Source organism: Thauera humireducens (assembly GCF_001051995.2).
Classification (GTDB): domain Bacteria; phylum Pseudomonadota; class Gammaproteobacteria; order Burkholderiales; family Rhodocyclaceae; genus Thauera; species Thauera humireducens.
This window is the reverse complement of record NZ_CP014646.1, coordinates 779,901-796,266: the sequence shown is the minus strand read 5'-3', so window position 1 is coordinate 796,266 and position 16,366 is coordinate 779,901. Positions and strand designations below refer to the sequence as shown.

Below are 16,366 nucleotides of genomic sequence, written 5' to 3'. Positions count from 1 at the left end.
CCTCAGTCTTCCGTGTTCAAGGCGCGCGCCAGCGTCCGCGCGGCTGTGGCGATGGTCTGCGCCGCCTGCGGAAACTGCTTCCCCAGCGTCAGGAAGCCGTGGACGACCCCATCCACCTGCAGATACTCGGTGTCGACGCCTTCGCGCCGCAGGCGCTCCGCGAATGCCAGGCAATCATCGACCAGCGGATCGTATTCGGCCGTCACCATCAGCACCGGCGGGAGCCCCTGCAAGGACTCCGCCCGCATCGGCGAGGCGCGCCAGTCCTCGCTGTTGCCCGCGGGCAGATAGCGCTCGAAGAACCACTGCAGCGTGCCGCTATCCAGAAAGAAGCCGTCGGCAAAACGCTGGCGTGAAGGCCGCGCACTGAGGATCTCGGTACAGGGATAGACCAGCAGCAGGAAACGGGGCGCGACCGCCGCACCGCGCCGCGCCAGCGCGGTGACGACCGACAGGTTGCCGCCGGCGCTGTCGCCGCCCAGCGCGATCCGGGCCGGATCGACGCCCAGCAGCTCGGCGTGCTCCACGGCCCACTGGAACGCGAACGCCGCATCGTCCAGCGCGGCCGGGAACGGATGCTCGGGCGCCAGGCGGTAGTCGACCGACAGCACCGCACACCCGGAGAGGTTGGACAGTTCGCGACACAGCACGTCGTAGCTCGCGACGTCGCCCACGCACCAGCCTCCACCGTGCAGGAAGATCAGCAGCGGCAACACGTGGTGCGGCTGGCTCGACAGCGGCCGGTAAAGCCGCGCCAGCAGCGCCGATCCATCGGGCCGCGCCATCGGCACCTCGGTGGTGGAAGCGACCGCGGGCGCCTCGGGTCTGAAGGCGAACTGCAGCTTCTGGAACGAGTGGCGGGCCTGCGCCGGGGAAAGCTCGTGGAACTTCGGCGCGCCGACGCGGTACGCCATCGCGAGCAGGGATTGGGCCTCGGGGCTCAAGGGCATGTCGGTTGTCGTGGTCGCGGTATGTCGCGGCGATCGATTCGTGGGTGGAGCGCGATTCTAGCGCGTCAGCTCAGCAATCACCTGCATGAGGCATTCATCACACTTCAGATGATTTGTCCTGGACAAAACACCGCATTTAATGCTCAAGTTGGACGCCCTGATGTCGATATGGACATTACAGGTCCGGCACCAGACTCCGGCGTCGTACCCCCGCCACAAGAATGAGTCGCTCGACGTCCGACGGCGATCGAAGTGACTCCCCCACTGCGCTGAGGAGTTTTCATGAAAGACATGAGTTTGCGCGCCCTGCTGACGCTGGGCTTCGGCACGATCCTGGCCTTGTTGCTCTTCGTAGGCGGCTACGCCATCGTCAGCGAGCGGTCGATGACCGCAGACATCGACGACCTGGCCAACCGACGCCTGCCAGCAACGGTCGGCTACGGCATGCTCAACATCGAGCGCATGCGAATCCGCAGCCAGACCCTCGAGGTGCTGAACCTTCGCTTCCCGGCCGAGCAGACCACGGCGGTGCTCAACGACGTCGCCAAGGCGCGTGCGGCTTCGTGGGAGGCCGTCGAGCAACGCCTCGGGGAGGTCGACAGGCTTCCGCGAATCTCTGCCGAGGCGCAGCGTCAGCACGACGCGATGCTTGCGCAGTACAAGGAATGGCGGCAGCACTATGTCGGACTGGATGCCACCATCGCCGGTATGACCGAGGCGTCGAAAGCCGAGGACTTCAACCGCTTCGCCGAGCTGCATGCACAGTACGGTCGCCAGTACGAAGCGATGCTGCCGGTTTCGCGCACGCTCGGTGCCACGCTGGATGAGGTCAACGCCGCTCAGGTGGCGCGTGCGAACAGCGACGCGGCCCGCGCGGCCGCCGATGGCGCGCGCGCCCTGGCGATTACGGTGGTGCTGATGGCGGCGGGGCTCGTGCTCGGAGCCGTCACGGGCTTCATGATCTATCGCGCGGTGATGAACCAGGTCGGTGGCGAGCCGGCCTACGCCAACAAGCTGCTGCGCCAGGTCGCGAGCGGTGATCTCACGGTCGACATCGCGCTGCGGGCAAGCGACCGCTCGAGCATGCTGTTCGCGCTGCGCGAGATGGTGAATCAGCTCAAGGGCCTCGTCGGCATCATCAGCGACAACGCCAATCACATTGCTGCGGCCAGCGAGCAGCTCTCGGCCGCCTCCGACAGCATCGCGTCGGCGAGCGACGAACAATCCCAGTCCGCGACGTCGATGGCCGCATCGGTCGAGGAGATGACCGTCAGCATCAACCACGTGTCGAACTCCGCGACCGACGCCGACCGCATGGCGAAGCAGTCCGGCGAAGCCGCACGGAGCGGCTCGGATGCCATCCGCAACGTGGTGGCCGACATCAACCGCATCGCCCGCGAGGTCGCCGAGGCAACCGAGAGCATCGAGGAGCTGGGCGTGCATTCGCGGGAGATCTCGTCGGTGGTGACGATCATCCGCGAGCTGGCGGATCAGACCAACCTGCTGGCGCTCAATGCCGCGATCGAGGCGGCGCGCGCCGGTGATCAGGGCCGCGGCTTCGCCGTCGTGGCCGACGAGGTGCGCAAGCTCGCCGAGCGTACCTCCAGCTCGACCGACCAGATCGCCCGCATCGTCAGCGAGATTCATTCCGGGACGGAACGTGCAGTCCAGACCATGCGTCGTCAGAGCGAGAACGTGCGCAGCAGCGTGCAGTTGTCGGACCGCGCAGGCAAGGCCATCGAAGACATCAACACCGGCTCGCGCGAAGTCGTTTCGGCCGTCGAGGAAATCTCGCAGGCCCTGGTCGAACAATCGACGGCCAGCACCGAGATCGCACGCAATGTCGAGCAGATCGCGACGATGAGCGAGAACAACAGCGGTGCGGTGCGGGAGGCCGCCGGCGCAGCGCGCGATCTTTCGGCCCGCGCTGCGGAACTGCAGGCTGCGGTGGGACGATTCAGGCTGTAAGCGGCCCATCGCCCGCCTTCGGGCACCGAACGGCCGTCTGATAGTAAAGTGCGGTGTTGCAACTGCGGAGGGCCAAGCATGACGACCAGCGAACGCGAAACCACCACGCACGCGCGCAAGCGCGACACCAGCATCCATTCCGACACGCCGTCGGGCGCCCGGACGACGAACCGGCGCGCCCGCGCCGTGCAACGTGGCGACACCGCACCCGAACTCACCCCCGAGGGCATCGAGCGCTTCGAACTCGAGCAGGCGACCGCCGCCGCACGCAACGCCAAGCTCGTCGCCCTCACCGAGATCCTGCAGCACGAAGCCGCGACGCCCGGCGCCGCGGTGAAGGCGCTCGAGGCCATCCTCGCCGGCGCATCGCCGGACGACATCCATGCCCTGCGCCGCGCCCTGATGAAAGCCGAGGCCAACATCGAGGGCGACACCGCCAACCCCGACGAGGAGCTCGCTCCCGACTGGCGCAGCGGTGGCTACCCCTACCGCAACCTGATGTCGCGCAAGGCCTACGAGAAGCAGAAGTATCGACTGCAGGTCGAATTGCTGAAGCTGCAGGCCTGGGTCAAGGAAACCGGCCAGCGCGTGGTCATCCTCTTCGAGGGCCGCGATGCCGCCGGCAAGGGCGGCACGATCAAGCGCTTCATGGAACACCTGAACCCCCGGGGCGCGCACGTGGTGGCGCTGGAGAAGCCCTCGGAAATCGAGCGCGGCCAGTGGTACTTCCAGCGCTACATCCAGCACCTGCCCACGGCCGGCGAAATCGTGCTGTTCGACCGCTCCTGGTACAACCGCGCCGGCGTCGAGCGCGTGATGGGCTTCTGTTCGCCCGACGAATACAACGAGTTCATCCGCCAGGTGCCCGAGTTCGAGCGCAACCTGGTGCGCAGCGGCATCCACCTGATCAAGTTCTGGTTTTCGGTCAGCCGCGAGGAGCAGCGCCGCCGCTTCAAGGAACGCGAGACCCATCCGCTCAAGCAATGGAAGCTGTCGCCGATCGACCTTGCCTCGCTCGACAAGTGGGACGACTACACCAAGGCCAAGGAGGCGATGTTCTTCTACACGGACACCGCGGATTCACCCTGGACGGTGGTGAAGTCCGATTGCAAGAAGCGCGCGCGCCTCAACGCCTTGCGCTACGTGCTGCACAAGATGCCTTACGCCAACAAGGACATCGACCGCATCGGTCCGCTCGACCCGCTGCTGGTCGGTCGTGCCAACGTGGTGTATGAGCGCGGCGAGAAGGACGCCATCGCGCTGTTGTGAGTCCCGAGCGCGCGGCGCGGCGAACCTCGCGTGCGCCGCGTGGTCAATGGAGCACGCTTGAAGGAGTCCCGATCATGTCCGTTCGCTGCACTCGAACCCTCGTCTCGTCCCCGCTGCTCGGTGCTAGCCTGCTCCTGACCACGGCCGGCGCCTCTGCACAGCAGGCATTGTTCGACCATCAGCTTCGCCGCCTGCACTCGGGCGAGACGGTGGACCTCGCCCAACGCTTTGCCGGGCAACCGGTGCTGGTGGTCAATACCGCAAGCCACTGTGGCTTCACCAACCAGTTCAAGGAGCTCGAGGCGATCCACCAGCGCTACAAGGACAGGGGGCTGAAGGTCGTCGGCTTCTCGTCCGACGATTTCGACCAGGAGGCAGACAGCGAGGCCAAGGCTGCCGAGGTCTGCTTCGTGAACTTCGGCGTCAGTTTCGACATGTTCGCCACGATTCCGGTGCGTGGCGCAGGCGCCCACCCGTTGTTCCGCGAACTTGCCCGCCAGGCCGAGGAGCCGCGCTGGAACTTCCACAAATACGTGATCGACCGCGACGGCAAGGTGGTCGCCAGTTTCCCGAGCAGGATCAGGCCCGACGCACCCGATGTGATCAGGGCGATCGAGAAGGTGCTCTAGCCACCGCCCGGACCGCCCCGATGAATCGATGAGGCAACGGGTGCGCCTCAGCCACCCGAGCAACCGCAGCCGTGGCCGCCGCCGCAACTACCGGCTGCTGCCGCTGCGCCAACCGCCGGCACGGCCTCTGCCGACGCGCCAAGCTGGATGCGGAAGTCGATCACGATGTTGCCGGGCTCGCGCGCGACATAGTTGATCCCCACCTGATTGCCATAGCGTTGCTGGATCTGACCCAGCAGGGGCAGCGGGTCGTGGTCGTTCACGAATCGCATCGTCTCGCCGTCCTCGAGCGACTCGAGGGCGCCGAAGATGGCGGCATGGCGGAAGCGCTTGGCGACGCCGCGAGCGTCGAAGGGGTGAACAGCGTTGTCGAACATCGGGTTTCCATCCTGAAAGTGAAAGTCGTTTGCCGGACAAAGTTGGAGCTTGCGGCCGGTTTCGCAGTAGGCCGAAGCGTACGGTCCGTTGCAGCCCAAAACCTTGAGCGAGAACAAGAAACGCCGGACGTCGGGCATCGACCTCAGGAACGCCCGCGCGGGAGCGGCCTGCCGATGCCCTCTCGAAGCAAGGCTGCGTCCGCACCAAGCGCGGCGCGACCTGCTAAAGTCCGCCGAGACCGACTCATGTCCGACCGGAGGCCCTTGATGATCGCCCGACTCGCCCGACACTTTCCGCTGGCCCTGCTGATCAGCGCCTCGCTGACGCTCGGTGGCTGTGGCTATAACGACTTCCAGCGCCTTGACGAACAGACCAAGTCGGCCTGGGCGGAGGTGCTGAACCAGTACCAGCGCCGCGCCGACCTCATCCCCAACCTCGTCGAGACGGTGAAGGGCGAGGCCAACTTCGAACAGGAAACGCTGAGTCGCGTCATCGAAGCCCGTTCGCGCGCCACCGCCATCCAGGTGACACCCGAAATGCTCAACGACCCGCAGGCAATGGAGCGCTTCCAGCAAGCGCAGGGGCAACTCGGCAGCGCGCTCTCGCGGCTGCTCGCGGTCTCGGAGAACTATCCCAACCTCAAGGCCAACCAGGGCTTCCAGGATCTCCGGATTCAGCTCGAGGGCACTGAGAACCGCGTCACCGTGGCGCGCAACAAGTACATCGAGGCCGTGCAGCAGTACAACGTCCTGGCGCGCAGTTTCCCGACCAATCTGACCGCCATGATCTTCAGCTACTCGCCCAAGGCCGGCTTCACGGTGACGAACGAAGCCGAAATCTCGTCACCGCCGAAGGTCGATTTCGGCGCTCAGGGCGCACGCTGACGGCTTCGGCGGATGATGCGCACGGTGCCGCCCTACCCGTCTTCGGCCTGCAGAGCAGTGCGGGAGGGCAACGCTTGGCTCGCCCGCCTGGCGCGCGGGCTCGTCGTGGTCCTGCTCGGCGCGCTCTTCTCGTCGACCGTCCTGGCGCAGGCGGTACAACCGGTGCCGGCGTTGACGGCACGGGTGATCGACAACAGCGGCACCCTGAACGCTCAACAGATCGGCGAACTCGACAGTCGCCTCGCGGCCTTCGAACGGGAGCGCGGCAGCCAGATCGTGGTGTTGCTGGTCAGGACCACGGCGCCGGAGGACATCGCCGCCTACGCCTACCGCGTGGCTGACAGCTGGAAGATCGGGCGCAAGGACGTGGGCGACGGCGTTCTGGTCGTGGTCGCCAAGGACGACCGCACTGTCCGCATCGAGGTCGCCCGCACGCTCGAAGGTGCCATACCCGACCTCGCGGCCTATCGCATCATCGACGCGCTGATCACCCCCGCTTTCCGCCAAGGCGATTTCGCGGGCGGCCTGATGGCCGGGGTCGACGGCCTGATGCGCCTGATCCGCGGCGAGGACCTGCCGCTGCCAGCCGCGCGGACCACTGCGACCGAGGACCTGGACCTGCAGGATCTCGGTGCCTTCCTGTTCGTTGCGATCCCCTTCGCGGCCTCATTCCTGACAGGCTTGTTCGGGCGCAAGCTCGGCTCGGCGCTGACGGGCGGCGCCACGGGATTCATCGTCAAGCTGCTCACCGGCAGTCTGCTGCTGGGGATCGGCGCGGGCATCGCTGCACTGCTCCTCGTGCTGGCGCTCGGCATTGGCGGTGGCGGCGGCGGACGCGGTGGCCCGGGCGGCTTCCACCGTGGTGGCGGGCCGGTCATCTGGGGCGGGGGCCGCTCCGGCGGCTTTGGTTCCGGCGGCGGATTCCGCTCGGGTGGCGGCGGCAGCTTTGGCGGCGGCGGCGCATCGGGGAGGTGGTGAATGGGTAAGCTCACGCGGCTGCTGCGGCACCTGTGGCTTGACGCCCACGATGCCGAGAAGGCCCTCGGCAAAACTGGGTTCGACCGCCTGGAACAGCGCGTCGCCGCGAGCGAGCGCGAGCACGATGGCCAGATCTGCCTCTGCATCGAGGCAAGCCTGCCGCTGCGTTATCTGTCGCGTAACCTGCTGCGCAACGAACCGATCGAATCGGTGATCGCTGACCGAGCCCTCACCATGTTCGGCAAGCAGCGCGTCTGGGACACCGAGCACAACAACGGCGTGCTGATCTACATGCTGCTGGCTGAGCATGAGATCGACATCCTTGCCGACCGCGCACTCGCGAAACGGGTGCCGGCCGAGACCTGGCGTCGAACGATCGACGCCGCCCTCGCCCACTTCCGCCGGGGAAGGATCGAAGACGGACTGAATACGGCGATCGACGACGTTCATGCCCTCCTCGTCCGGCACTTCCCACGCGCTCACGCAGATGATGAAGACATGCTCGACAAGGGACTTCCGGATCGCCCTGTCATCGGCTGAGTGCTCGCAAGCGGCCGCCGCGGCAGCCCAGAATGGGTATTCAAATTGTTGCTGCATCGCAACAATCCTTCGCCTTTTCCCCCTCGGATCCAAGGTTTGCGCACGACCTCCGGACGGCTGTGCTATTGTCGATAGCGAGGTCGCTTCGGCAAGGATCATGCCGAATGTTCAGAGCTTCAACCGCGGCGCAAGCCCGGGACCTCACGGATTCCAGACAATTCAGATCGCGAGCGGAGGGTGTGTATGGCTACCAAGCAGGACCAATTCAACGAACTTCAGAAGAAGAATCTCGAGGCTGCCATGCGACTCGCCCAGCTCTCGATCGAGAACTCGCAGCGCATCATGGAAATCCAGGTCTCCACCGCCAAGAGCCTGTTCGAGGAAGGCGTGCAGAACGCCAAGGCGCTGTCGTCGGCCAAGGACCCGAAGGACATGATGGACCTGCGTGCTCACTACGCCCAGGCCACGACCGAGAAGATGCTGGCCTGCGCCCGTGAGATCGCCGAGATCACGACGACCACCCAGGCTGCCTTCGGCAAGCTGGTCGGCGAGCAACTCACCAGCGGCAGCCACGACATGTTCGACGCCATGCAGAAGATGTTCAAGGGCATGCCGATCGCCGACCAGAACGCACTGGGCGCGATGCAGACGGCCATGGACACCACGCGTGCCGCGTTCGAGCAGATGACGCGTGCCTCGACCGAGGCCTTCCAGGCGCTCGCGCAGCAGCCGAAGGGCCGCAAGTAAGCCTTCGGGCCAGGTATGCAAAACGGCGCCACGCGGCGCCGTTTTTTTTGATCTCCCTCTATCCGGCAAGACGGCGTGTCGTCATCCGCACGCCAGCCGCCGCAGGGCTCCCCGCCCGATCCGCTAGCCCCGATCCTGCCAGCGGGCGGCGGCCGAATCGTCACTCTCGCGCGCATCGACCCAGCGTGCCCCCCCGGGCGTTTCCTCGCATTTCCAGAACGGCGCGCGGGTCTTCAGGTAGTCCATGATGAACTCGCAGGCGGCGAAGGCTTCGCCCCGATGCGGGCTGGCGACGCCGACGAAGACGATGCGATCCGCCGGCTCCAGCCGCCCGAAGCGATGAATCACCCGCACGCCCTGCAGCGACCAGCGCTGACGGGCCTGCTCCACGATTTCCTCCAGCGCCTTCTCGGTCATGCCCGGGTAGTGCTCGAGCGTCATCGCCGAGACACCGCTGCCGTCATTGAGATCGCGCACGAGCCCGACGAAACTGGCGATCGCGCCCACGTCGCGCCGCCCCTCGCTCAGTGCGGCAATCTCGCCGCCCACATCGAAGTCGGCCTGCTGCACGCTGACGCTGACAACGAAAGGAAGCGCTTGCGTCACGGCTCAGCCCCCCGTCACCGGCGGAAAGAAGGCGACTTCGTCCCCGCTCGCCACGGTCGCATCGGCGCCGACCATGCGCTGGTTGACCGCCGCGCGCACGTTGCGCCCTTCCCCCAGGGCCTGCCAGTTCTCACCGCGCGCGGCAAGGTGGGCACGCAGGCCGCCGACGGTCGCCACACCGGCGGGCAAGGCAAGCTCCTCGGCAGGCCTGCCCAGCGCTTCGCGCAGGCTGGCGAAATACAGCACTTTCACAGTCATCTTCTCGGTCCTCTCGCGATCTCGCGCTCAGTGCAGCAGGTCGCCATAGGGCAGGAAGCGAACCTGTTCGCCCCACGCCACCGGCGTACCGGCCGGAATGTCGACCAGCCCGTTGGCCCAGACGGTGGAGTTGAGCGCTGCCGACCCCTGGTTGGCAAACAGCTCCACGCCGCCCTGGGCATTCATGCGCGCACGCAGGAACTCACGCCGGCGGTCGGGCCGGGGCCAGTCGAAATCGGCGCGCAGCATCAGCGACTGCGGCGCCACCTCGCGTACGCCCTGCGTCGCCAGCACGAAGGGCCGCACCATCAGCAGGAAGGTGACGAAGCTCGACACCGGGTTGCCGGGCAGGCCGATGAAGGCCGCGCCGTGCACGCGGCCATAGGCCAGCGGCTTGCCGGGTTTCATTGCGATCTTCCACATGTCGAGGCTGCCTTCGGCCTCGACCGCCGGCTTGACGTGGTCCTCCTCCCCGACCGAAACGCCGCCGCTGGTGAGGATCAGGTCATGGCCTTCGGCGGCGCGGCGCAGCACATCGCGGGTCTGGTCGAGGCGGTCGGGCACGATGCCGAAGTCCTCGACCTCGCAGCCCAGCCCCACGAGCAGCGCGCGCAGCATGAAGCGGTTGGAGTTGTAGATGCCGCCGGGCGGCAAGGGCTCGCCCGGCATCACGAGCTCGCTTCCGGTGGAAAACACCGCCACCTTCAGGCGTCGATACACAGGCAGCTGCGCGGCGCCCACCGAGGCCGCCAGTGCCACGGCCTGCGGTGTGAGGCGCAGCCCGGCGGGCAGCACCTGCTCGCCCTCGGCGATGACCTCGCCCATCCGCCGCACGGCCTCGCCCGGCATGGGCACCGTATTGATCACCACGTGCTCGCCGTCGTGCTCGCACAGTTCCTGCATCACAACGGTGTCGGCGCCCGGGGGTAGCGGCGCGCCGGTGAAGATGCGCGCCGCCGTGCCCGGCTGCAGTGCATGGCCGACGCTGCCGGCCGGAATGCGCTGGCTGACCGGCAGGCGCGTGCCGGCGGCTGGCACGTCGGCCGCGCGCAGCGCGTAACCGTCCATGGCCGAGTTGTCCATCGGCGGCTGGTTGATCGTCGAGTTCAGCGCGACGGCAAGCACCCGGCCAGCGGCCACCATGGTGTCGACGTTCTCGATCTCGCGGACCGGACGGACGAAGCCGAGCAGCTTCTCGTAAGCCTCGTCGAAGGAAAGCATGTTGCCGTTCATTGGACATCCAGATAGTCGAGGATGAAGCCGGCGATGACGGCCGGCTCGTTGAGCGGGAGGCAGGGCAACGGACAGTCGAGCTCGGCGTCGCTCGCCACCGCCACCACGTGCGGATTCTCGGGCCACAGCGGCGATTTGCCGTGCGCAGGCCGATGGATCTCGATCTTGGGCACGGCCGCGGCCTTGTAGCCTTCGATCAGCACGAGGTCGCAGGGTTCGAGCAGACGCAGTTGTTCATCCAGCGTCGGCTCGGGGGCCCCGCGCAATTCGTGCATCAGCACCCAGCGGTCGTTGGAGAGCATCAGCACCTGGGTCGCACCGGCTTCGCGATGGCGCCAGGAGTCCTTGCCCGGCTTGTCGAGATCGAAGCCGTGATGCGCATGCTTGATGACGGAGACGCGCAAGCCGCGCGCCGTGAACTCGGGTATCAGGCGTTCGACCAGGGTGGTCTTTCCCGAGCCGGACCAGCCGGCGAAACCGAAGACTTTCATCGAGAGTACAGACCCGCTGCCACGTGTGACAAAGCCGAAGGATACAACAGAGCCCCCGTCGACGCAGGCTGTCGGGCCGTGGACCGCCCCTCTCGCGCGCTCAGTCGGGCTGCGGCGCGATCGACAGCCGGTCGCGGCCACCACGCTTGGCCTGGTACAGCGCAGCGTCCGCGCGCGCGAAGAGCGCGTCCGTCATTTCGCCGGGCGCCAGCGTGGCGAGTCCCAAGGACAGGGTCACCTTGCCGACCTCACTGTCCCGATAGGCTGCGACGCGCGCACGAATGCGCTCGGCGAGATCGATCGCCGTGGCCTGCCGGCAGGCATCGAGCACGATCACGAACTCCTCGCCGCCCCAACGGATCACCGCGTCGTGGCCGCGAACCGACTGTCTCAGGGGTTCTAAGCCGGAACCGCCGAAATTTCCGTCATCCCAGTTCCAGCCCCGCCACGAGCTCATCCAGGTCGATCATCTTGCCGTCGCTCTGGAAGGTGTAATGCCCGTTCAGCAGGATGTGCCGCCAGGCCGCCGGCGATATCTGGGTCAGGAGAGCGTGCGCCTTGGCGTTACCGCTCACCTCGTACTTCATCAGCAGCCGCGAGAGGATGGCCGAGTTGTAGAAGATGACCGCGTTGGCGATCAGCCTGGCGCACTGGTTGCTGATCTCAATTTCGATGTCGGTGCGCCCGGTCAATTCCTTCTTGCCGCCGACCTGGGCGATGGTCGAGCGTAGATGGTGATAGGACTCGATGCGGTTCTGTGAGCGGTGCACGTTGCGCTCCAGTTGTGGATCGCGCAGGTAGCGCAGCGTGTAGATGCTGCGGATGAGCTTGTCGAACTCGAACACGGCGCGCCGCGTCGGGTTCGGCGCGGTGTAGGTGCATAGCTTGCGGATCAGCGTGCCCTGCGTCATCTCCTTCAGTCCGAGCGTGGCGACGATCTGGTCGAGGTTCGGCTTCTCGCTGACTATGAGATCGCGGTCGATTCTCCCGGCCGGCCGGATCAGGCACTGATCGTACAGCGCCGGATCGTCGGCACTGTAGAGCTCCTTCAACTGATCGCCAAGGTCGGTGAAGCGCGGCTCGAAACGCAGGCCGAACCAGTGGAGGATAGCGAAGTTGGCCTTGTTGACGCTGTGCATGTCGCCGGTGATCGCGGTCGGCACGATGTCCGACGTGTTGCGATACCAGATGTCGAACACGTGATGGGCCTCGTAATCGTGCGCGCCGATCAGGTAGCCGTTGAGCGGCACGTGGTTGCACAGCAGCGTGTAGGCGACCACGCCCTTGCCGCGCCCAAAGTATTTGCGCGAGTGGCGCGCTTTCACGGTCGGCCGCTCGACGCCGAATTTCTGACCATCGACGGCACCGTACAGTGCATCGAGGTCGAACGAGTAGTACGGGAAGATCGGCAGCGCGGCGATGGCGTTGCTGATGCAGTCGTTGGCCGCGTGCAGCGTTGCGTGGCGCAGGTACTGTTGGTAGGCGCTCTCCAGCACGTGGTACGGGATGTCGCTGGTGCGTGCCATGACCTGGTTGCCGTGGTTCATCGCCTGCGCGATGATGACCGCCATCAGGCTGTCGGCGTCGGCGACCTTCTTCGCATAGCGCGGCTGCAAAGGCGTCAGCGCCGACAGGAACTGGCACTGGCCGTTGACGAAGCGGAACACGTCGGCCACGTCGCAGAACGGCAGTTGCTCGTAGAACGCCTTCTCGCGCGCCTTCTGGTTCTCGCCCTTGGGCTTGCGCCATGTCAGCTTCTGCGTGTCCTTGTCGTATTCCAAGTGCGTCAGCTTTCCCTGCTTCAGCTCGCGGTTGAAGGCAAGCCACTGAGAGCGCAGCTCGGTCGCGAGTGCATCGAGCTGGGCATCGAGTGGCTGCCGCAGGAACGGGATGTCGATCTGCGCCAGCACGGCGGCCTTCTCCTCCAGCGAAACCAGCTCGTCGGAAAAATGCCGGTGCTGCAAGCTGTCGTCGAGGTAGAGTTCACCCGACTGGAAGCGCTTCCTGACCTGGCGGTACAGCCAGAACTCGTAGCGGTCGGCATGCAGGCCCGTCGGCTTGCCATCGGCATCGAAGGTCAGCAGGTACGGTCGCAAGCGTTTCGGCAGCGTGGCCGCTGGACATTCGGCGAGCGGCCGTTGCGATAGGCGCTGCTGTTTGGCGAACACGTCCTTGGCCCAGGCCAGCGCCACGAGCCACGGGCTGCCCGGATCAGTGCCAGCGAGGTCGAGCGCGACATACAGCGGCCGAAGATGGCGGCGGATGCGCTCAGCCAGGCCGTCCACCGCCTGCCAGTGCAAAGCCAGCTTGCTCACCGGCTTCACGCTCATGCGCTGCGCGGTGGTTTGCAGCGTATCGCGGGGCATGATTTTGTAGGCGCGCTGGCGCACATCGCCGAACGGCGTGGGATCGGGCACGCTGTCGTCGATGTAAAGCGACAGCAGGCGGCCGACCTGCGGTGTGTCTTGCTGACGGCGCACCTGCTCGGCGACAAAGGATTGCTTTGCGCCCGCACTGCTTTCGTCCTCCAACTGCTTCATGTGGTAGGCCATCGCATCGACCAGGTTGTCGGAAAGCTGCCGGTAGCGCACCCAGGCATAGCAAAGCAGGTAGAGGTAGGTCTGATCGGCCTTCAGGTTGCGTAGATCGTGGACGGTGTAGAAGTTCGCCAGGCTGGCGTAGTACAGCAGATTCTGCTGCGAGACGCCGAGCTTGGGCAGCAGCGCCTTGGCGATCCGGTGCAGCGGCTCCAGCGTGGCGCGCTTTTCGCGTTCGCGGGCCATCTGACGCCAGCCAAAGTCCTTGGCGTCCTGCTTGAGCGCCGCCAATTGCGACAGGGTGTCGTCACGCACTAGAAGCCGACCCAGCGCGGCCTTGGCCGATTCGTCCAACACTTCCGACAGCAGGCCAGCCAGCCGCCGACGCTCGGCGGACAGGGCTTCGCTCACCAGCTCTTGCAGGGTGGTATAGCCGGGCCGGATGATCTTGTGCTCGTTTAGCCAGACGATCAGCTCGGCGGCGATGAACCCCGGCATCACGTCGCGCCGCACGGTCTGCGCGGCCTGCTGCGCGAGCTGCGCCAGGAACTCGGCCGCCCACGGCCGGTAGCCGAACAGATCGGCAATCCACTCGCGCTGGGTGTAGTGCTCGTGCTTGGAGATTGGCTTGTGCTCGAAGGACTCGCCGTGGAAGTAGCGGCTCAGCACGAAGGCGCAATCGTGCTCGACCTCACTCCAGTCGAAGCGGAAGAAGGCATGCTTGGCCTTGAAGTAACCGATCTGCAAGATGCAATAGACCTGTGCATGGAGACCAGGCCGGCTGCTGGCGAGCGCCAGTTCGGTTTCAGTCAACGCCAAGTATTCCAGCCGCTGGGCGTCGTCGAAGTCCGGCAGGCCGTACAGGGCTTCCTGCTCGGCGTCCGACAGGACGGTCAATCGTTCGCTCTTGGTCGTCATCGCGATGACGCTCCACGAGAGCCCGTCCAACCAACCCGTGCCAGGGTCTCGATCAGCGTGGTTCGCTTGACGCCGAAGTTGCGGCACACCGCCGCCTTGGACATGCCGCCATCGAGCGCAGCGACGATGGCCTCCAGCTTCTCGCCGGTGATCGCCTGCGGCCGGCCGCCGATCCGGCCGCGTTTGCGGGCGGCAGCCAGACCGGCGACGACACGTTCCTGGATCAAGGCGCGTTCGTACTGCGCGAGCGCGCCGAACACCTGGAACAGAAACTCGCCCGAGGGCGTCGTGGTATCCAGGTTCTCCGTCAGCGAGCGGAACGCCACCTGCTTTTCCTTGAGCGAGGTCACGATGGCGAGCAAGTGCGACAACGAACGGCCGAGCCGGTCGAGCTTCCACACGACCAACACGTCGCCAGGGCGAACGAATTCGAGCGCCCGCGCCAGGCCCGCGCGGTCGTCCTTCGCGCCGGAAGCATGATCCTCGAACAGATGCCGCGCATCGACGCCGACGGCGAGCAGCGCATCGCGCTGCAAGTTCGTGCTCTGGCGGTCGGAGTCCGACGACACGCGCATGTAACCTACCAACATAAGCGGAAAACCATTAAGACGAGGTTTCCGTATGGTAGCGTCTGGCGACAGAGTTTTCCGCACAATTTTGCGGCCACTCGGAGGTTGGTGCAGAGGATCGTTGAAGGCCTGTCGAAAAACAAATGTTTTCCGACAGGCCTTGGCCTAGCGCACGCCCGCCTTGCAGCGTTCTGTGAATAGCGCTTAGTAATGACGGCGTATATACTTTGTTAGTATCAAGTGGCAGGAGGCCCCGATAATGTCAAAACAAGCCGTTTTCACGATGAAGCTGGAGCCTGAGTTGCGCGCCGAGTTTATGGCCGAAGCCGAGGCGGCCCATCGCCCGGCGTCGCAAGTGCTGCGCGAGCTGATGCGCGAGTTCGTTCAGCGCCAGCGCGAGTCGCGCGAGTACGACGAGTTCCTGCGCCGCAAGGTCGAAGCCGGCCGGGCTTCGATGCGCGCTGGATTGGGGCGGTCGAACGATGAAGTTGAGGCCGAATTCGCCGCACGGCGTGCCAGTGTGGCGAGCCAGGCGTGAGGGTTGTTTGGACGGCTCTGTTGCAAAAATCGTGAAGCTTGAGCATGCTTGGCGGAGATTGGACGGACGGAACGATGACGGATTTCAAGTGGCGCCATTTCCAGGGTGATGTGATCCTGTGGGCGGTGCGCTGGTATTGTCGCTATCCGATCAGCTATCGCGACCTTGAGGAAATGCTGGCGGAACGCGGCATTTCGGTCGACCATACGACGATCTATCGCTGGGTCCAGTGCTACGCCCCGGAGATGGAGAAGCGGCTGCGCTGGTTCTGGCGGCGTGGCTTTGATCCGAGCTGGCGCCTGGATGAAACCTACGTCAAGGTGCGGGGCAAGTGGACCTACCTGTACCGGGCAGTCGACAAGCGGGGCGACACGATCGATTTCTACCTGTCGCCGACCCGCAGCGCCAAGGCAGCGAAGCGGTTCCTGGGCAAGGCCCTGCGAGGCCTGAAGCACTGGGAAAAGCCTGCCACGCTCAATACCGACAAAGCGCCGAGCTATGGTGCAGCGATCACCGAATTGAAGCGCGAAGGAAAGCTGGACCGGGAGACGGCCCACCGGCAGGTGAAGTATCTCAATAACGTGATCGAGGCCGATCACGGAAAGCTCAAGATACTGATCAAGCCGGTGCGCGGTTTCAAATCGATCCCCACGGCCTATGCCACGATCAAGGGATTCGAAGTCATGCGAGCCCTGCGCAAAGGACAGGCTCGCCCCTGGTGCCTGCAGCCCGGCATCAGGGGCGAGGTGCGCCTTGTGGAGAGAGCTTTTGGCATTGGGCCCTCGGCGCTGACGGAGGCCATGGGCATGCTCAACCACCATTTCGCAGCAGCCGCCTGATCGGCGCAGAGCGACAGCCTACCTCTGACTGCCG

General features: G+C 65.5%; 18 protein-coding genes. 9 read left to right on the top strand and 9 right to left on the bottom strand.

Annotation, left to right across the window (positions count from 1 at the left end; translation table 11 throughout):
- Positions 1 to 2: 2 nt before the first annotated feature.
- Positions 3 to 950 (bottom strand): alpha/beta hydrolase, encoded by a 948-nt coding sequence (locus tag AC731_RS03755; RefSeq protein ID WP_205626630.1) that lies wholly within the window; start codon positions 948 to 950, stop codon positions 3 to 5.
- Between the two features lie 282 nt (positions 951 to 1,232).
- Between AC731_RS03755 and AC731_RS03750 the strand changes: the two genes are divergently transcribed.
- The 3 genes from AC731_RS03750 to AC731_RS03740 all read left to right on the top strand — a co-directional run bounded on the left by AC731_RS03750 (position 1,233) and on the right by AC731_RS03740 (position 4,816).
- The gene (locus AC731_RS03750; RefSeq protein ID WP_048709339.1) at positions 1,233 to 2,918 is read left to right on the top strand and encodes a methyl-accepting chemotaxis protein; all 1,686 of its coding nucleotides are present in this window, start codon (positions 1,233 to 1,235) and stop codon (positions 2,916 to 2,918) included.
- Positions 2,919 to 2,996: 78 nt separating this feature from the next.
- Complete coding sequence (ppk2, locus tag AC731_RS03745) at positions 2,997 to 4,187, top strand: polyphosphate kinase 2 (protein ID WP_048709337.1); 1,191 nt, start codon at positions 2,997 to 2,999, stop codon at positions 4,185 to 4,187.
- The gene (locus AC731_RS03740; RefSeq protein ID WP_205626629.1) at positions 4,184 to 4,816 is read left to right on the top strand and encodes a glutathione peroxidase; all 633 of its coding nucleotides are present in this window, start codon (positions 4,184 to 4,186) and stop codon (positions 4,814 to 4,816) included. Before ppk2 ends, AC731_RS03740 begins: the two co-directional genes overlap by 4 nt.
- 47 nt (positions 4,817 to 4,863) lie before the next feature.
- On the opposite strand, the gene AC731_RS03735 is transcribed toward AC731_RS03740, so the two are convergent.
- Positions 4,864 to 5,193 carry a DUF2249 domain-containing protein gene (locus AC731_RS03735; RefSeq protein WP_048709334.1) on the bottom strand — a complete coding sequence of 110 codons (330 nt, stop codon included), beginning with the start codon at positions 5,191 to 5,193 and terminating at the stop codon, positions 4,864 to 4,866.
- A gap of 267 nt (positions 5,194 to 5,460) precedes the next feature.
- On the opposite strand from AC731_RS03735, the gene AC731_RS03730 reads away from it, so the two are divergent.
- From AC731_RS03730 to AC731_RS03715, 4 genes are all read left to right on the top strand, one after another.
- The gene (locus AC731_RS03730; RefSeq protein ID WP_004252056.1) at positions 5,461 to 6,078 is read left to right on the top strand and encodes a LemA family protein; all 618 of its coding nucleotides are present in this window, start codon (positions 5,461 to 5,463) and stop codon (positions 6,076 to 6,078) included.
- Between the two features lie 12 nt (positions 6,079 to 6,090).
- Positions 6,091 to 7,056: a TPM domain-containing protein gene (locus AC731_RS03725; RefSeq protein ID WP_082794241.1), complete on the top strand. Its 966-nt coding sequence runs from the start codon at positions 6,091 to 6,093 to the stop codon at positions 7,054 to 7,056.
- Complete coding sequence (locus AC731_RS03720; RefSeq protein ID WP_048709332.1) at positions 7,057 to 7,596, top strand: TPM domain-containing protein; 540 nt, start codon at positions 7,057 to 7,059, stop codon at positions 7,594 to 7,596.
- Between the two features lie 243 nt (positions 7,597 to 7,839).
- Complete coding sequence (locus AC731_RS03715; protein ID WP_004252063.1) at positions 7,840 to 8,343, top strand: phasin family protein; 504 nt, start codon at positions 7,840 to 7,842, stop codon at positions 8,341 to 8,343.
- 123 nt (positions 8,344 to 8,466) lie between these two features.
- Here the strand turns inward: AC731_RS03715 and moaE are convergent, their stop codons facing one another.
- From moaE to AC731_RS03680, 7 genes are all read right to left on the bottom strand, one after another.
- The gene (moaE, locus tag AC731_RS03710; protein WP_048709329.1) at positions 8,467 to 8,949 is read right to left on the bottom strand and encodes a molybdopterin synthase catalytic subunit MoaE; all 483 of its coding nucleotides are present in this window, start codon (positions 8,947 to 8,949) and stop codon (positions 8,467 to 8,469) included.
- A 3-nt stretch (positions 8,950 to 8,952) separates the two neighbouring features.
- The gene (gene moaD / locus AC731_RS03705) at positions 8,953 to 9,207 is read right to left on the bottom strand and encodes a molybdopterin converting factor subunit 1 (protein ID WP_004252068.1); all 255 of its coding nucleotides are present in this window, start codon (positions 9,205 to 9,207) and stop codon (positions 8,953 to 8,955) included.
- Between the two features lie 27 nt (positions 9,208 to 9,234).
- The gene (locus AC731_RS03700; RefSeq protein ID WP_048709327.1) at positions 9,235 to 10,440 is read right to left on the bottom strand and encodes a molybdopterin molybdotransferase MoeA; all 1,206 of its coding nucleotides are present in this window, start codon (positions 10,438 to 10,440) and stop codon (positions 9,235 to 9,237) included.
- Positions 10,437 to 10,931, bottom strand: a complete 495-nt coding sequence (gene mobB / locus AC731_RS03695; RefSeq protein ID WP_004252084.1) for a molybdopterin-guanine dinucleotide biosynthesis protein B — start codon at positions 10,929 to 10,931, stop codon at positions 10,437 to 10,439. Before mobB ends, AC731_RS03700 begins: the two co-directional genes overlap by 4 nt.
- A gap of 100 nt (positions 10,932 to 11,031) precedes the next feature.
- On the bottom strand, positions 11,032 to 11,295 hold the full coding sequence (locus AC731_RS03690) for a GGDEF domain-containing protein (protein ID WP_048709324.1): 264 nt from the start codon (positions 11,293 to 11,295) through the stop codon (positions 11,032 to 11,034).
- A gap of 61 nt (positions 11,296 to 11,356) precedes the next feature.
- Entirely contained in the window at positions 11,357 to 14,386 is a 3,030-nt protein-coding gene (locus tag AC731_RS03685) for a Tn3 family transposase (protein ID WP_013521167.1), read from the bottom strand.
- Positions 14,383 to 14,961 carry a recombinase family protein gene (locus tag AC731_RS03680; RefSeq protein WP_013521166.1) on the bottom strand — a complete coding sequence of 193 codons (579 nt, stop codon included), beginning with the start codon at positions 14,959 to 14,961 and terminating at the stop codon, positions 14,383 to 14,385. Before AC731_RS03680 ends, AC731_RS03685 begins: the two co-directional genes overlap by 4 nt.
- A gap of 253 nt (positions 14,962 to 15,214) precedes the next feature.
- On the opposite strand from AC731_RS03680, the gene AC731_RS03675 reads away from it, so the two are divergent.
- Both AC731_RS03675 and AC731_RS03670 read left to right on the top strand, forming a co-directional pair.
- Entirely contained in the window at positions 15,215 to 15,493 is a 279-nt protein-coding gene (locus AC731_RS03675) for a hypothetical protein (RefSeq protein WP_011342941.1), read from the top strand.
- A gap of 74 nt (positions 15,494 to 15,567) precedes the next feature.
- Positions 15,568 to 16,332, top strand: coding sequence for an IS6-like element IS6100 family transposase (locus AC731_RS03670; RefSeq protein ID WP_001389365.1), 765 nt, complete (start codon positions 15,568 to 15,570; stop codon positions 16,330 to 16,332).
- Positions 16,333 to 16,366 lie beyond the last annotated feature (34 nt).

Bases quoted from the DNA above. Each gene is read 5' to 3' on its own strand.
- AC731_RS03755 (WP_205626630.1), bottom strand. From the start codon at position 950: ATGCCCTTGAGCCCCGAGGCCCAATCCCTGCTCGCGATGGCGTACCGC.
- AC731_RS03750 (WP_048709339.1), top strand. From the start codon at position 1,233: ATGAAAGACATGAGTTTGCGCGCCCTGCTGACGCTGGGCTTCGGCACG.
- ppk2 (WP_048709337.1), top strand. From the start codon at position 2,997: ATGACGACCAGCGAACGCGAAACCACCACGCACGCGCGCAAGCGCGAC.
- AC731_RS03735 (WP_048709334.1), bottom strand. From the start codon at position 5,193: ATGTTCGACAACGCTGTTCACCCCTTCGACGCTCGCGGCGTCGCCAAG.
- AC731_RS03730 (WP_004252056.1), top strand. From the start codon at position 5,461: ATGATCGCCCGACTCGCCCGACACTTTCCGCTGGCCCTGCTGATCAGC.
- AC731_RS03725 (WP_082794241.1), top strand. From the start codon at position 6,091: ATGATGCGCACGGTGCCGCCCTACCCGTCTTCGGCCTGCAGAGCAGTG.
- AC731_RS03720 (WP_048709332.1), top strand. From the start codon at position 7,057: ATGGGTAAGCTCACGCGGCTGCTGCGGCACCTGTGGCTTGACGCCCAC.
- AC731_RS03715 (WP_004252063.1), top strand. From the start codon at position 7,840: ATGGCTACCAAGCAGGACCAATTCAACGAACTTCAGAAGAAGAATCTC.
- moaD (WP_004252068.1), bottom strand. From the start codon at position 9,207: ATGACTGTGAAAGTGCTGTATTTCGCCAGCCTGCGCGAAGCGCTGGGC.
- AC731_RS03700 (WP_048709327.1), bottom strand. From the start codon at position 10,440: ATGAACGGCAACATGCTTTCCTTCGACGAGGCTTACGAGAAGCTGCTC.
- mobB (WP_004252084.1), bottom strand. From the start codon at position 10,931: ATGAAAGTCTTCGGTTTCGCCGGCTGGTCCGGCTCGGGAAAGACCACC.
- AC731_RS03685 (WP_013521167.1), bottom strand. From the start codon at position 14,386: ATGACGACCAAGAGCGAACGATTGACCGTCCTGTCGGACGCCGAGCAG.
- AC731_RS03680 (WP_013521166.1), bottom strand. From the start codon at position 14,961: ATGCGCGTGTCGTCGGACTCCGACCGCCAGAGCACGAACTTGCAGCGC.
- AC731_RS03675 (WP_011342941.1), top strand. From the start codon at position 15,215: ATGTCAAAACAAGCCGTTTTCACGATGAAGCTGGAGCCTGAGTTGCGC.
- AC731_RS03670 (WP_001389365.1), top strand. From the start codon at position 15,568: ATGACGGATTTCAAGTGGCGCCATTTCCAGGGTGATGTGATCCTGTGG.